Annotated in this window: 13 protein-coding genes; 5 read left to right on the forward strand and 8 right to left on the reverse strand. The window is 55.8% G+C overall.

The window, feature by feature from the left end; all coding sequences use genetic code 11:
• The first annotated feature begins 120 nt into the window (after window positions 1-120).
• Window positions 121-1,611: a tetratricopeptide repeat protein gene (locus HOJ95_02125; protein ID MBT6393479.1), complete on the forward strand. Its 1,491-nt coding sequence runs from the start codon at window positions 121-123 to the stop codon at window positions 1,609-1,611.
• 27 nt (window positions 1,612-1,638) lie between these two features.
• Window positions 1,639-2,976, forward strand: coding sequence for an aminotransferase class III-fold pyridoxal phosphate-dependent enzyme (locus HOJ95_02130; protein MBT6393480.1), 1,338 nt, complete (start codon window positions 1,639-1,641; stop codon window positions 2,974-2,976).
• 40 nt (window positions 2,977-3,016) lie between these two features.
• Here the strand turns inward: HOJ95_02130 and HOJ95_02135 are convergent, their stop codons facing one another.
• The 5 genes from HOJ95_02135 to HOJ95_02155 form a co-directional block, all read right to left on the reverse strand.
• Window positions 3,017-4,099, reverse strand: coding sequence for an LLM class flavin-dependent oxidoreductase (locus HOJ95_02135; GenBank protein MBT6393481.1), 1,083 nt, complete (start codon window positions 4,097-4,099; stop codon window positions 3,017-3,019).
• Between the two features lie 137 nt (window positions 4,100-4,236).
• A complete protein-coding gene (locus HOJ95_02140; GenBank protein ID MBT6393482.1) occupies window positions 4,237-4,974 on the reverse strand; it encodes a DUF2971 domain-containing protein in 738 nt (245 codons plus the stop codon).
• On the reverse strand, window positions 4,952-8,812 hold the full coding sequence (locus tag HOJ95_02145; protein ID MBT6393483.1) for a hypothetical protein: 3,861 nt from the start codon (window positions 8,810-8,812) through the stop codon (window positions 4,952-4,954). The genes HOJ95_02140 and HOJ95_02145 overlap by 23 nt, the downstream gene beginning before the upstream one ends.
• Before the next feature lie 44 nt (window positions 8,813-8,856).
• Window positions 8,857-9,639, reverse strand: coding sequence for a glucose 1-dehydrogenase (locus HOJ95_02150; protein ID MBT6393484.1), 783 nt, complete (start codon window positions 9,637-9,639; stop codon window positions 8,857-8,859).
• A 30-nt stretch (window positions 9,640-9,669) separates the two neighbouring features.
• Window positions 9,670-10,218: a carboxymuconolactone decarboxylase family protein gene (locus HOJ95_02155; GenBank protein MBT6393485.1), complete on the reverse strand. Its 549-nt coding sequence runs from the start codon at window positions 10,216-10,218 to the stop codon at window positions 9,670-9,672.
• Between the two features lie 227 nt (window positions 10,219-10,445).
• On the opposite strand from HOJ95_02155, the gene HOJ95_02160 reads away from it, so the two are divergent.
• Window positions 10,446-10,775 (forward strand): cupin domain-containing protein, encoded by a 330-nt coding sequence (locus tag HOJ95_02160; GenBank protein MBT6393486.1) that lies wholly within the window; start codon window positions 10,446-10,448, stop codon window positions 10,773-10,775.
• Between the two features lie 7 nt (window positions 10,776-10,782).
• Here HOJ95_02160 and HOJ95_02165 read toward each other — a convergent pair whose 3' ends face one another.
• Window positions 10,783-11,187: a carboxymuconolactone decarboxylase family protein gene (locus HOJ95_02165; GenBank protein MBT6393487.1), complete on the reverse strand. Its 405-nt coding sequence runs from the start codon at window positions 11,185-11,187 to the stop codon at window positions 10,783-10,785.
• Between the two features lie 38 nt (window positions 11,188-11,225).
• Window positions 11,226-12,146 (reverse strand): ABC transporter substrate-binding protein, encoded by a 921-nt coding sequence (locus HOJ95_02170; protein ID MBT6393488.1) that lies wholly within the window; start codon window positions 12,144-12,146, stop codon window positions 11,226-11,228.
• A 183-nt stretch (window positions 12,147-12,329) separates the two neighbouring features.
• Between HOJ95_02170 and HOJ95_02175 the strand changes: the two genes are divergently transcribed.
• Together HOJ95_02175 and HOJ95_02180 are read left to right on the forward strand one after the other, a co-directional pair.
• Complete coding sequence (locus HOJ95_02175) at window positions 12,330-13,262, forward strand: exopolyphosphatase (protein ID MBT6393489.1); 933 nt, start codon at window positions 12,330-12,332, stop codon at window positions 13,260-13,262.
• A gap of 468 nt (window positions 13,263-13,730) precedes the next feature.
• Window positions 13,731-13,976, forward strand: a complete 246-nt coding sequence (locus HOJ95_02180) for a hypothetical protein (GenBank protein ID MBT6393490.1) — start codon at window positions 13,731-13,733, stop codon at window positions 13,974-13,976.
• A 53-nt stretch (window positions 13,977-14,029) separates the two neighbouring features.
• On the opposite strand, the gene HOJ95_02185 is transcribed toward HOJ95_02180, so the two are convergent.
• Window positions 14,030-14,512 (reverse strand): cyclic nucleotide-binding domain-containing protein, encoded by a 483-nt coding sequence (locus HOJ95_02185; GenBank protein ID MBT6393491.1) that lies wholly within the window; start codon window positions 14,510-14,512, stop codon window positions 14,030-14,032.
• Window positions 14,513-14,602 lie beyond the last annotated feature (90 nt).

Raw genomic sequence — 14,602 nt, forward strand, 5'->3', positions numbered from 1 at the left:
GGGGGCCGGTTTTTTTTGCCCATCGAGAAAACCACTTTCAATCACAAGGGGTGATTAAGTAGTATGGACAGGTACGATCGGCGCACGCTAATAAAAACCACCCGCGGGAGAATAAGAAGCATGACATCAACACTAAAATTACTCGCGATACAAATAATCTCTGCGGGATTAATCACAGCCCCCGTATTTGCGGCTACCGGGCCTCTCACAGAGGCGAAACAACTCGAGGCCCAGGCAACTAAACACCTAAACGCCAAGAACATAGACACCGCAATACCCCTCCTGCGCCGCGCTCTCGAGCTTCTCGAGAAAAAACTCGGCCCCGCACATCCCCGCCTGGCATCGACCCTTGGTAACTTGGCAATTGTTCAGCAAATGAAAGGGCGCAATGCCGAGGCGCTCTCGTTATTCAGCCGCGCACTCAAGATTCGCGAGAAAGCGCTGGGCGCCGAGCATCCAAAAGTCGCCGACACTCTCAACAACATCGGCGGCTTTCTTCAATCGCAGGGCAAACAAAAAAAAGCGGCTGCCTTTTTCCGGCGTGCCCTCGCCATCCGAGAAAAAAAGCTTGGTCGCTACCATCTCAAAGTGGGTCGGAGCCTCAAGAAATTAGCCGACATCTACCGACTTCAACAAAAATACAGCCAGGCCGAGCCTCTCTACCGGCGAGCCCTCGCGGTTTTTGACAAAACCCTGCCCCCCGGGCACACCAAGATCACCGAAACCCTCGAGTTCCTGACATTGTCGATGTTTCCGCAACGAAAATTCCTGTCCGCAGAACCTCTTCTTAAGCGCCTGCTCGCCTTACAGGAAAAATATCTGGGCAAGGAGCACATCGTGATTTCCAAGACTCTCAATAATCTGGCCATCTCCCTGAGAATCAAGGGAAATCTGCCAGTCGCCGAGGGACTCCTTCGGCGCTCTTTGGCTATCGTTCAGAAAAACCTGGGGCCCAACAATCTCCATGTCGCAGTAGGTCTGAATAATCTCGCTGATATCTATCAGATACAAGGCTTACTGCCGAAGGCCGAACTTCTCTATATCGCTTCCATGAAAATGCGGGAAAAAATTCTGGGCGACAGGAGCCCGCAAGTGCTTTTTTCCCTGAATAATCTTACCAGTCTCTACCTCAAGCAAAGAAAATATGACAAGGCTGAACCTATCCTGAAGCGGGTACTCGACATTCACACAAAAACACTTGGGCCCAAGCACCCTCGCGTCGCCTCAAGCCTCGCCTTTTTAGGGAACCTTTACCTGCGCAAGGGCGAATTCGAAAAATCCGTGGCACATCATCAGCGTGCCCTTGAAATTCGCGAGAAGATATATGGCTCAGATCATCCCGAGGTGGCCAAGAGTCTTCATCAACTGGCAACCAGCTACATTTTTCAGGTTGACCCCGGCAAATTCCGCGAGGCGGCAGATTTACTAAAACGAGCGCTGCGTATCCGGCAGAAAAAATTCAGCAAGAACCACCCGGCCATCGCTCTAACTCTCGAATCCTTAGCCCTTCTCTACAAAACCAACGAGAGGGACGGAAAACGATTTTCGGAAAGAGCCAAAATTATCCGGAGTAATATCAAGAAGAACAAAAAGAAAAAAACAAAACGCTAAACGCCCTACCCATTGGAGATAACTGTAGTGAGCGATAATTTTGAGAGTACTCATGCGGGCTCAAAAGAGCTTTTCGCCAAAGCAGGCACCAGGCTCCCCGGTGGCCTCAATGGCGAGCTCCGCGCCGCCGACCCGTTTCCCCTCTTTATCGAGCGCGCCCAGGGCTCTCGCAAATGGGACGCAGACGACAACGAGTACATCGACTATTCGATGGGCAGCGCCGCCCTGCTTCTCGGCCACGCCCACCCGGCCATCACCAGCGCCATCGTGCGCCAGGCCCCGCGGGGCACCCTCTATTCGGGCTTGACCGCCCTTGAGGTCGAATGGGCCACGCTCATCAGTGAACTCTACCCCTCGGCAAGACAGATACGCTTCACGGGCTCGGGCACCGAGGCCAACACCCTGGCCTTTCGCCTCGCCCGCGCCGCCACCGGCCGCGAGAAAATCCTCCGCTTCGAGGGCCACTTCCACGGCTGGGGCGATGACACCTCGGTCGGCATCAAGCTGCCCTTTGGTGAGCCCCACAGCCACGGCATCCTCCCCGCCGTGGACGCCGCCTCGGTCCTCTGCCAGGCCGACGCGGCAAGCGCAGCTGCCGCCATCGATGCCAACCCGGACATCGCCGCTATCGTGCTAGAGCCCTCTGGCGCCTCGTGGGGAACGGTGCCTATCCCCGATAATTTCCTCGAAGACCTGAGGCAGCTCGCCGATAAGAGCGGCGCGCTGCTCATTTTCGATGAAGTCATCACCGGCTTTCGCTGGAGCCCGGGCGGGATGCAGGCTTTATCCGGCGTAACCCCCGACATCACCACCCTGGCCAAGAACCTGACGGGCGGCCTGCCCGGCGGCGCCGTCGCCGGGAGCCCCGAGGTCATGCGCCTCCTCGACCCAGCCGTTGAGTTCAAGGGCAAGCGCGCTGGCGTCTTCCACCGGGGCACCTTCAACGCCAATCCGCTATCGGCCGCCGCAGGCATCGCCGCGCTCGGCATATTCAAAACCGGCGAGCCCCAGCGCCATGCCGACGCCATGGCGGCCCGCCTCCGCGAGGGAATGAACCGCGTCCTACTGCGCCGTGAAATCGCAGGCGCCGCCTACGGACCCTCGTCCACCTGCCACATCTATCTCGGCCCCGTGAAGCGCCCCGGCACCATCGATGGCCTCGGCGCCGCCGAGCTAAAAAGCATCCCGCCCAAAACGGTCGCGGCCCTCCAGCGCGCCCTCCGCGTTCGCGGCGTTGATCTGATGAGCTACACCGGGGGCGTCACCTCGGCAGCGCACACCGAGGCCGACATCGACAAAACGATAGACGTGTTTGATGAAGCTGCCAGCGCACTGGCAGAAAGCGGCACGGTCGAGCGGCTATAGTTTTTTTCAGAAAATAAATTACAGCAAGGAAAAGCGACGATTACAACACCACAGGCTCGGTGTCTTTCAAGAGGGGCATTACCTCGCGGCCAAAAATTTCGGCCTCCTCCAAATGCGGCCAGCCCGAGAGGATAAACGTCCCGCACCCGGCCTCTACGTATTCGCGCAAAGCGCCCGCCACCATGTCGGGGGTGCCCACCAGGGTTGCCCCGGCCCCGGCCCTGACCGCGTTGACCCCCATCCAGAGCGTATCCGTCACCCAGAGAGAGTCCCTTGCGCCCAGCGCGTTCATGCGCCGCTGGCCCTCGCTCTCGGTCTTGTTGCGCATGTCGGACCACACCTGAATGTTCGAGATATCCGTCCCCTCAATCATCGCCTCGGCCGCCCGGCGGGCCTCGGCCTTTGTCTCGCGGCAGACGATGTGCATCCTTAAGCCAAGTGTTATCTCGTCCGCTCTTCCAAACTCGGCGGCGCGTTTTTTCATATCCTCTGCATCCTGCGCGGCCTCCTCGACCTCGCCCGTCCACATCATGTGCACATCGGCATGCCGCGCCCCGCAGCGCCGCCCGGCATCCGAGCTTGCGCCAAGGTAAATCGGCGGATAGGGCTTGTTGACGGGTTTTGCGTAGATCACAGCCCCCTCGACCTCGTACAAATCTCCTTTGTGATCAACCGGGCCCTCCCCGCGCCAGACAGATTTCACGATATCGAGAAACTCATCGGTTCGCGCATAACGCTCATCGTGGTTCAAATAATCGCCATAGCGCTTTTGGTCCACCGCCGTTGAGCCCGTCACCACATTCACCGTGAGGCGGCCCCCCGTTATGATGTCGAACGTTGCCGCCTGCTGGGCCGTCAACACCGGGCTCATTAATCCGGGCCGGAACGCCACGCAGAATTTAATCTTGTCCGTTCGCTCCGCAATGGCCGCCGACATCACCCAGCCGTCCATGCAATGCGTCCCCGTGGGCACGAGCAGGTTCACGAACCCCGCCCCCTCGGCGGCTCTTGCCACCTCGCTCAGATATTCCACCGTCGGCGGGCGCTCGGCCACCTTGGCGTTAATCTTGTGGCCGTCCCCGTACTGCCCCGTTGGCAGGAACCAGGCGTATTCGGTCGGCATTAATAAGCCTCCGCGTTTATGAATCGGATGATTGTATGGGGAAAGGATAGCATGGCGGGGGGGATGGGAAGAACCGATGTTCCCTCTCCCCCCGGGAGAGGGTTAGGGTGAGGGAAAAACGAGAACACCCATCTCCATCAATCAACCGGATCGATATCGAGCCCGTATTCTTTTTCCTTGATTCGCGCCTCGTAAAATTGGAGTGGCGAACTTCTTTTCTTCTCCCATTCACGAAAAAGAATCTTGTAATCCTCTTCCATCCGACAACCAAAAATTATACCTTTCAAAAGTTCTTCTGGAAATTTCCGAGTAGTGCTTGCTAAATTAAACGCAAAAATTCTTCGTTCTTTTTCATATTCCCATTTCCTTGATTTAGATAAGAACATATTTTCCAAATCTTTCTCGGGAGAATGAGAGAGAGGATCGACTATTGGATATTCATTTGAATAGTTAACCTTTCGGGCACTTCCAAAAAAAGAAGTTTCATTTGGCACCTCGAACTCCAAACAGAATCCTTGGTGTGAACTTGAGTAATGCGAATACATTAAAATTTCATCATTAATTTCACTGAAACAACATAGACCTACTCCCATATTTTCACATTCTTTTAAAAAATTATTTCTAATTGTCGTCTCTAATTTTGTCTTATCTATCATTGCCATGTGTTCGGGGGTAATTTCTATTAATTCTCCAACAAATTTTTCTTTGTCTTCTTCTGTTTCTCCAATTCTAAATCCAGGCCGACAATCAAATGGATCGTTAAAATCCAGTGGCGAGGAAAAATATATTTCACTATCACAGATCAGACTTCTGGCGTGTTTCAACTCTTCCGTTGTGCTCAATGACTTGTATTTATAAAGAGTTGAAATACTCATCTTGCCCCCCCCTCACCTTCCCCGTTGCCTTCTCATCAACTTCAAACGTCTCGGGGTCAACAACCACGCCATAATCCTCCCGCGCGCTTTTAACCGAAACAACTCCGTCTTTCACATCGGCAGCAACGGTCTCAAAGGGGCGATCAAATGGCTCGCCAAACCCGCCGCCACCCGGCCCCTCAATAAGGAGCCTGCCGGGGGGAAGATCGACGTTGGCGTACTGGGGAAGGTCGGAAAGTTTGCCGTTTTCACCGAACATAACGCGCGCGATGGCGCCGGGGCCGCCGCCATGAAGACCAAAAGTCGTGACCGTTCGGCAAGATTCCCCCCTCGTTGAGCACGAAACAGGGGCATCGATTTCGGCCTCATAGTAAACGCCCGTGCCCCCGCGCCAGCGGCCGGGGCCGCCCCCGTCCATGCGAAGCTCTTGCCTGATAAAGCGCACCGGGTAGTCTTGCTCGTAGTGCTCTAAGTTCGGAATGGTGAGCGCCCCCAGGGTGGGCATGTTCCCGATGAGGGGAAAGCCGTCGCGGCCCTCGACTGCCCCCGCGCCGGGGCCGCCCCCCCAGTGGTAGACAACAAAAAACTCGCCGCGCACATCAAAGCCCGCCGTTACCGGGTAGGCGGTTTTGGCCCAGGCCGCAGACACGCGGCCCGGCGCGACATCTGCCAGCGCCTTCCAGACGCACTGGGCAATCTCGTGCGAGGGAAAGACGGTGCAAAGCGTCACCGGGGCCGGAAACGAGGCGTTCACGACGGTGCCTGCGGGCGCAATGATTTTGATGGGCCGGTAGGTGCCCTCGTTGTGGGGAATGAGCGGGTCCATCATCGAGGAGAGGCCAACATAAAGGGCCGAGCAGGTGTTGGCGATGGGGCTGTTCTTGTAGCCCTTCATCTGGGGAGCCGAGCCCGTGAAATCTGCGGTGATGTCGGTGCCTTTTTTCGTGAGCGTGAGTTTTACGGGAATCTCGGCGGGCTCAAAACAATCGGTATTCATGTACTCGGTGGCGGTGTAAACACCGTCGGGTATCACCTCAAGCTCGGCGCGCATCAGGGCCTCGGAGTAATCCAAAAGCCCCGAGAGCCCGGCAACAAGCGCGGCCTGCCCCATTTCCGCGCCAATCTCGGCAAGGCGTTTTGAGCCAATGTGGGTGCTCCCCACCATGGCGGCAAAATCGTGGGCAATCACCTCGGGGGCGCGGGTGTTGGCGAGGATAAGACGGATAAGATCGGCGCGCGCCTCGCCCCTCTCGTGGATTTTTACCGGGGTGATCCTGAATCCTTCGTGGAAAATTTCTGTGGCATCAGAATTATAGGTCCCGATGACGCCGCCGCCCACATCGACCTGGTGCGCTCGATTCGAGACAAATCCGGCCAGATCGCCTCCCACGAACACCGGGGCGATGACGGTCCAGTCGGGCAGGTGGTTGCCGCCCCCCATGTAGGGATCGTTTAAGAGAAATAAATCGCCGGGATTAATGTCGCCTGCAAAATCTTTTAACACCCCCCGTACGGCAAAACCGCCGCTGCCGGTGTGGATGGGCAGGCCGTCGGCCTGGGAAACAAGGTGGCCCTCGGGGTCGCAAATAAAACATGAGAAATCGTGTGCCTGGCTAAAGATGGTCGAGCGGGCCGTGCGCTGCATGATGATGCCCATCTCGCGGGCAATGACGTCGAGGCGCTGCTGCAAGATGGCAAGGCTGATGGGGTCTGTGGCCCCGGTTTTCACATTTTTTGGGGACTCAACTTCGACGGCTTTAGCCGGGGCGGCCCCAACCGGGGCGACTTCGATAATGAATGCGCCACCGCCGCCCAGGCGAAGGGTATCGCCGGGCTCGATGAGAATCGTGGTGGTCGGCTCCTCGACGATGGCCGGGCCCTCGACAACGGAGGCGGCGATTAAATCACTTCCGCGCCAGACGGCGGCCTCCTCCCAGCTACCGGTTGCCTCGAAATAAGCGCGGCGATGAGATTGAGGCTGCGCCACGACGTCGGCACCGGGCGCTGTGTCAAAAACAAGGGGTGGTTGTTCGGCCTCGGCACGGACCCTGAAGCCGGTAATCTCGACGGGCTCGCCGGGGCGATGGTGGCCGTAGGTTGATTTGTGGGTCTCGTGAAAGCGCTCGGCAATGCTAGTGGCTGCACCATCGTTTAATGTGCACTCGACCTCAACAGAAAGGTGCCAGGCCTGGCCGGGGTAGCGCATGTCCAGGGCCGAGGTGAGGGTGAAATCCCCTGGGGCGCTTCCGGCGCTCTCAATATCGCGTGCGAGCTCTTCCCTGAGGGTATTGATTTCGCCCTCAAGGACCGAGGCGGGGGTCTCATCTAGCCGCAACGTTCGGCTTTTCAATCGGTTATATCGAATCGGGCTCCCCGCCATCCCGACGGCACACACCCCTGCCGCCTCGCGCGGAACGATGATGTGCGACATGTGGCAGTGGCGCGCCACCGCCGCCGCCGAGAGCCCTCCTGCCCCGCCGCCCGCGACGAGGGCCATCTGCCGGGGGTCGGCCCCGTGCCGCGCACATATTGTCTCGACTGCGCCCGCCATCTGGCGGCTCGCCAGTCGAACCGCGCCCGCCGCCGCCTCGGGGACGCTCATCCCCAGCGCCTCGGCCACCCTTGCGAAGGCTGACTCGGCTTTCTCCGCGCTCAACGGCATCTCGCCATCCAGCAGCCCGCGCGGGTCCAACCGACCCAGAATGAGATGGGCATCCGTGATGGTGGGCCGCTCACCACCTTTTCCATAGCTCGCAGGACCCGGCTCGGCTCCCGCGCTATCGGGCCCCACACGGAGCCCTCCGCCCGGATCCGCCCAGACGATGGCGCCGCCCCCGGTGCCGATGGTGTGTACCTCAACAGAGGGAAGCGCCACGTGATAGCCGCCGACGGCGGACTGATCCACCATCCCCGGCTTTCCATCGCGCAGGAGGGTAACATCACAACTGGTACCGCCCATGTCGAAGAAAACGGCGCTTTTGACCCCGCCCGCCTCGGCATAAATTCGCCCCGCCGCCGCGCCCGCTGCAGGCCCGGAGAGAACAAGGGAGGCCGGATGACGGCGGCAGTGGGCCACGGTCGCCATCCCACCGTTGCTCTGAAGGAGCATGAGGGGCCCCTCATAGCCCATATTCCGAAGCGCATTTTCTAGTTCCTGGAGATAACCAGAAATGCGCGGGCCAAGAAAGGCGCTGACCGCCGCCGTCGAGGTGCGCTCGTACTCACCCATGATTGGCGCTGTGTGCGATGACAGGGTGATGTAGGCGTCCGGAAGCGCTTTGGCAAGAATTTCGCCAGCACGCTCTTCATGGGATGGGTTTAGATAGGCGTTGAACAGACAAACGGCTATGGCCTCGACTTTTTCACGCACAAAAATCTCCGCCGCCAGATCGACACTGGCCTCATCGAGCGGAGCTGTCTCCTCCCCTCCCCGGCCGATTCTCCCAACCACCGGAAGGCTGAGATGACGCGGAACCAGCAAGGGCGGATTGGGTGCCCGATGGTCCCAAACATTTTCACGCAAACCCCTACGGATGGTCAGTGCGTCACGGAAACCCTCTGTCGTGAGTAGTCCGGCTCTAGCTCCCTTTCCGGTGAGCAGGGCATTCGTCGCAACCGTCGTGCCGTGGACGAAACACCCACAGGCACTAAGAAGTGTTTTCGTGTCGATATTCAACATGGCGGCAGCGCGCCCCAGAGCCTCGACAACACCTTCCTCGGGGCTAAACGGGCGCGAGGCCGCCTTGGCCAGGCATATAATTCGCCCGCCGTCATCGGCGATGACAAGATCGGTAAACGTGCCACCAACATCGACACCGATGCGGTAGGTAGGCCCCATGTTTTTCCCTTTCAAAAAATATCGACTGCAAGGTAGGTGACTGACTACTGGAGAGTAAGTCCACCATCCATGACGAAAAGGCCGCCCGTCACATAGGAAGAAGCTGGCGAGCAAAGATAGATCACTAGCGGAGGCATCTCCTCGGGCTGGCCAACACGGCCCATCGGCATTTTTTTCACATAAGCGGCAAGCGCCTCGGGATTGCTCATCAAGGGCTCTCCCATGTCAGTGTCAAACTGGCCAGGGACAATTGTATTTACCCTAATACCGAGTGGTGCCCAATCCACCGCCATGGCCTGAGTGAGGTTATGGACAGCGGCCTTGCTTGCCGCATAAACGGGCAGGCCGGGCCGGGCGCGGAGACCGGCAACGGAGCCGAAATTCACGATGCGCCCGCCGCCTGATTTTTGAACCTCCGGCTTTTGCATATGGGGAACCGCAGAAGTGCAAAGGCGAAAGGTGCCGTAAACATTTACGGCAAATGTGCTCTCAAGTTCATCATCCGAGGTATCAAGAAGGCCTACCCGGGGACAGATTCCCGCCGCGTTAACGAGCACATCAAGGCGACCCATCTCTCCCGCCACTTTTTCGACCGATTCCCTCGCCGAGACAGGATCCGCCACATCGAGCGGACAAACAAAAGCGCGACGGCCCAAAGCCCGGATTTCCCCGGCCACTTCCTCAAGAAGATCGGCTCTGGTTGCGCCCAAGGCAACATCGGCCCCGGCCTCTGCAAGCGCTAATGAAACGGCGCGCCCGAGACCACGACTCGCGCCTGTGACAAACGCGGCAGAACCACTCAAGTCAAACCCTTTCATTCCAGCCATTGTCTTTCACCCTTTCCGATGCACAAGAAATTATTTCAGGGGATTTTCTTTTCCATCGGGAATTTCCACCTGGCAGGCGTTCAGCGTCATCGACACGCCTGTGTAGTGACCGATGAGTCCGATTACGTCGATCACACCATTTTGACCGAACTGATCGAGGGCCTTTTGAAAAACGGCGTCACTCACTTCGTGAGTCTCATGCAGCGCGGTGCAAAAATCATAGAGCGCCTCCTCATCGGGCTGCATGTTCTCGGGTCGCCGACTCTCGGAGATCGCTTTGATAATCTCGGGGTCAAGGCCGCCCTTCAGGGCATGAGGCTCATGAGCGAACCACTCGTATTGCGCCTTCCAGAAACGCGCTGTGATCAATATCGCCATTTCGCTAAGGCGCGGGGACAAGGCGCTATCGTAGCGCAGGAACCCCCCCACCTTTTCGAGAACATCGAGATAACCCGCGCTGTGGACCCACATATGAAAAGGCCCCCGAAATCCGCCGCGCTTGCCCGAAGTGATCCGGTCGTGAATTTTCCGTTGCTTGTCGCTGTATTCATCAACTGACATAACTGGTAAACGTGACATTTCATCTCCTGATGGATGTGACCCTTCTCCACGGAACCGGCCTACAAGGCGTCCCTGCCCGTCTCATAGCGGGCCGTCGAAGGATGAATCGTTGAATACCTACAAGGTAAATGGGAAGGCGAGGCGGGCGCAACCCTTGGAGGGAAAGTCTGCAAATCAAATTCAAATAGGCTACATTTGAGCCTTGCAAATCAAGTTTTACTAATTTTCAGCCCAAGGAGATCACCATGCAATATTTCTACGATTTAAACCAAATTGATGAGCAAGACATGCCGGGGCGAAAGCGCCAATTGGTCGTTGGTAAAGATGTCATGCTCGTCTATATCGAGCGGGAGGCGGGCACTACACAAGAACATACCCACGACAACGAGCAGCTTGTCTATTTACAGAAAGGAAAAGCCCGCTTTACCGTCGAAGGCGAGACCCGCGAGATTGAGGCGCCCGGCGTGGTTCATATCCCCAAGGGGGTCCTCCACGGTGTCGAGGCGCTGACGCCGATAACCTATATTGGAATTTATACGCCCCCGCGAGAAGCTGTCATTAACGCAACGGCGTAGCTCAAGTTTACTCGGGCGCCTCCCAGCCTTCGGCTTTTAGCTCCTCCATCGCCTCTAGCATGCAGGTGACGCCGTAGGTCAGCACCTTGGCCCCGCAAGGATTCACGCACACCATCAGCGCCTCGCCAATCTCCTCGGGCTTAAGCCCGAGTTGCAAACCCTTTTTAAGGTGTTGGCGGAGGTGGGGCTGGTTATGGGGGTTCGAGCCCGCCACGGCGAGAGCGAGAATGTGAAACAGCTCGTGCATCCTCTCATCAAAGAGACGGTCTTTTTCGCGGATAACTTCGTCCAGATTGAGAAGCGCCTCCATGTAGTCTGGAAATTTTTCTGCAATAAACTCGTGGGCCGGATAGCGCCTGCCGCGTTTTGCGGCGATTCTATCGGCGAGTGATTTAGCGCTCTCAGTGTTCATACTCTCTCCTCATGAATGATTCATAAATAAATCCAACCCTAGAGCGTGTCCGGATCTTCATCAATAACCAATTCGGCGAATTTCATATCGACGCCCGCATCATATGGGATCCCCTCCCGGATCAGAGCGCCCGAAATGCACGATGCCCGGAGCCGCTCGTAGCCCTCGCGCTCCAGCATAGGTGTTTTGTTCCATATACCAAGTGACTTATAGCGAGCAATAGCCCGGGACAGAAGATCATGAGACATTTCGGGAAAGTAGGAAGCAATGCACCCGGCAAATGCCTCGGCGCTGTTGTTGTCAATCCATTTTTGGGTGCGGTACATGGCCCGGGTCATTTTCAAAAGCGCATCCGGCTCACGCTCCAAGAATTCTTTTGTTGTATTAAAGGCGGTGTATGTCGTCAGCCCGCGAGAGGCCGCTGCAAACCATATCTGGAAATTCCCTTCTACAAGCAACTCCTCGGCAAAAGGCTGAAACACCTGGACCGCATCAATTTCACCTGCGCGGAGGGCCTCGGCGTTCTCCGTCATTGAACGATCGGCTATACGCTCAAGAGCCCCCGGCTCCACTCCCGCTTGGAGAAGATCATGCTGAAAACACATCCATGGCGTTGGCACCTCGCTCACGGTGGCAATCCTCTTTCCGGCATATCCGGAAAACCCTCCCTCCGGCACCGCCCCGCGACCAACGAGAAAAAACGGGTCCCGCGCCACGACCTCGCAAAACGAGACAAGACCGCAATCAGGATTCGAATCTCCTGCCACGAGCACGCGCATGGGACCGCCCCAGAAGACATCCCCGTCTCCAGAAAGAACGGCCTTCGATGTCTGGGCAGGCCCGGAGGATTTTTTGTGCGCCACCTCGACGCCCTCGGCCTCATAGGCCCCAAGGGAAAATGCCGCATAGAAAGGCGCATAAAACACGGCCCGGAAATTTTCAATCAGACCGATGGCCACCTATTTTCTCCCTTCAAAAGGTTTGAAACATCAAACTAATTGGCCATACGTCTGACCGCAACCCCTATGGGGGCGCAACCCCTGTGGGGGCGCAATTCCAGCAGGGGATAAAGTACATACCTGGGCATTGACATCCTACCACCCTCCAGCGGATTGTATTCTGAAATGCCAGAGGATCGTAATATGAGCTACCAGAGGAAATTTCGCCTGATCACCCGCCATGACTTTGACGGCCTGGTAGGTGCGGTTCTTCTTAAAGAACTCGGAATGATCGATGAAATTGAATTCGCCCATCCCAAGGACATGCAAGATGGCAAGGTGAATGTCAGCGACCGCGACATCATCACGAACCTTCCTTATACAGAAGGCGCCTACCTCGTTTTTGATCACCATCTAAGCGAGGCAAATCGCGTACCATCGAAGGGAAACTACATATTCGACCCAAATGCGCCATCAGCCGCCCAGGTGGTGTACGACCACTTTGGGGCAGAGTCCGTGTTTCCGGGCTATGTGCAAGAGATGCTCGCGGCCGTCAACAAGACGGACTCGGGTCTTTTTACGCGTGAAGAAATACTGCGTCCGCGCGGCTGGATACTTCTTCATTTCTTGCTCGACCCCAGAACCGGACTTGGGCGATTCAGGAATTTTGAGAAAACCGACCAGGCGCTAATGCTAAATCTGACAGACAATTGCCGCAAACAACCTATCGAGCAGGTGATGAATCATTTTGACGTAACCGAGCGCTCGGATCGCTACTTCGTTCTTGAGGAGAAATTCAAGGAGCAACTTGAGTCCTGTGCACGCCACAACGAAAAAACGCTTGTAATCGATCTTCGGGAGCAGGATGTAATCTTTGCGGGAAACCGCTTTTGGCCCTATGTCCTGTTTCCCGAGAGCAACATTTCGATTCATGTCATTTGGGGCCAGGGGAAAAAGAACACAGTATTTGCTGTTGGAAAATCCATTTTTGATAGGAGCTCCCCATATAATATCGGGGTGCGAATGTTTGAGCGGGGCGGCGGCGGCCATGAGGCGGCCGGGACCTGCCAGGTCCCCAACGAGAGGGCAGATGAAATCCTGGAAGAAATTATCCGGGAAATATCCTCAACTAGCTGAAATCAAACCCAAAACACCACATTTCATTTCCCTTGAAACACACTTTTCATCAACATGAAATTTCAATTCCCAGCTCAGATTCCATAAAAAAAAAGAGCGGGGCTCGGCGCCCCACTCGGTGGCCAGGAAGGTTGTAAGGGAGGATTTGAGAAAAAATCTTGAGAACTACTTGGCAGGGTCCTAGGTGAGCGTTGACCACTGACAAGAATCCTAACAAACACCCCTTTTCAATATGTCTAGATCTTGTCATGGACATGTAATGAAGTAGTAATTTCCCCAATATTTGGCACCAAATATCACTTACCCCCTAAAACAAATGATGTTTTCAGGCATTGGGTTAAAGTATTTTATGTCTTGATTTCCACCTCATTTTGTATCAGGATTACTTAAACAATAAATCCGCCCAATATAAAAATTGCTGATCGCACCTTTGCGTACCCTTTTTCCGCGCCCGGAAAGAGCCGCGAGATGATGAACTATAGAAGAGAATTGTTCCGTGAAATGATCGGATCGACCACTGAAACCACCCCGAACAAAGAACTCCGTGAATGGAGCCGTTTGATGCAGGATAGGGAACGGAGAATATTTGACCTCATGGACAAAGAGGCCTCTCAGCGCCTATCGAGCGGCACCTCCCTCCCCACACATGAAGACAAGATGAACGAAACCATCAAAAAGGGAATGTGGGTGCCACCTACGAAATCGAATAAATAAAAAAGAGAATTCAAATCCAAGGATAATTACGCAAGACGAACTCCCCCTTCCGGCTACCCACCAGCGGCGGGGGGATTTTTTAGTTGCTCGTCTGCTTGCCTAAGCTTACTGGAGAGCTGCAGTGCGATATTGCAGGCTATCTTAAATCCAAGAGCGGGCACTTTGGTTTCTAAAATTTCCCGAGACACGGAAAACACTTCGGCCTTTTCCGAAACACTGGCAGAGGCATTTCGTCCTTCATGTTCGAGAATGCCCATCTCACCGAATATTTGCCCCGTTCGCAAACGTGAGAATTCCTGCCCTCCGGCCGTGATAACGATTTCGCCCGAGAGAATAAGAAAAAAATCTTCAGCGTCATCTCCCTCATTGAAAATCGTGGCCCCCTCGTCAAATTCTTGCCGATGGCATAAACGAAGAAATTGATAAATTTCATCATCCTGCATATCGGCAAAAAAACCGTAATTTCCCTTTAGATTGGCGATATAGTGAGGATGGTCTTGGATCGGAACACCACTTCCATCAATTTCATCAGACATTGGCGATTACTCCCCTCGTTCAGGGTGTTAGTCACAAGGTCGGCACCCTATATGCCGCTGCCACGCAACAACACCAAAAGGAATAAAAAG

This window comes from Nitrospinaceae bacterium (assembly GCA_018669005.1).
Taxonomy (GTDB): Bacteria; UBA8248; UBA8248; order UBA8248; family UBA8248; genus UBA8248.

Bases quoted from the DNA above. Each gene is read 5' to 3' on its own strand.
- HOJ95_02125 (MBT6393479.1), top strand. From the start codon at position 121: ATGACATCAACACTAAAATTACTCGCGATACAAATAATCTCTGCGGGA.
- HOJ95_02135 (MBT6393481.1), bottom strand. From the start codon at position 4,099: ATGCCGACCGAATACGCCTGGTTCCTGCCAACGGGGCAGTACGGGGAC.
- HOJ95_02155 (MBT6393485.1), bottom strand. From the start codon at position 10,218: ATGTCACGTTTACCAGTTATGTCAGTTGATGAATACAGCGACAAGCAA.
- HOJ95_02165 (MBT6393487.1), bottom strand. From the start codon at position 11,187: ATGAACACTGAGAGCGCTAAATCACTCGCCGATAGAATCGCCGCAAAA.
- HOJ95_02175 (MBT6393489.1), top strand. From the start codon at position 12,330: ATGAGCTACCAGAGGAAATTTCGCCTGATCACCCGCCATGACTTTGAC.
- HOJ95_02145 (MBT6393483.1), bottom strand. From the start codon at position 8,812: ATGGGGCCTACCTACCGCATCGGTGTCGATGTTGGTGGCACGTTTACC.
- HOJ95_02150 (MBT6393484.1), bottom strand. From the start codon at position 9,639: ATGGCTGGAATGAAAGGGTTTGACTTGAGTGGTTCTGCCGCGTTTGTC.
- HOJ95_02160 (MBT6393486.1), top strand. From the start codon at position 10,446: ATGCAATATTTCTACGATTTAAACCAAATTGATGAGCAAGACATGCCG.
- HOJ95_02180 (MBT6393490.1), top strand. From the start codon at position 13,731: ATGATGAACTATAGAAGAGAATTGTTCCGTGAAATGATCGGATCGACC.
- HOJ95_02140 (MBT6393482.1), bottom strand. From the start codon at position 4,974: ATGAGTATTTCAACTCTTTATAAATACAAGTCATTGAGCACAACGGAA.
- HOJ95_02185 (MBT6393491.1), bottom strand. From the start codon at position 14,512: ATGTCTGATGAAATTGATGGAAGTGGTGTTCCGATCCAAGACCATCCT.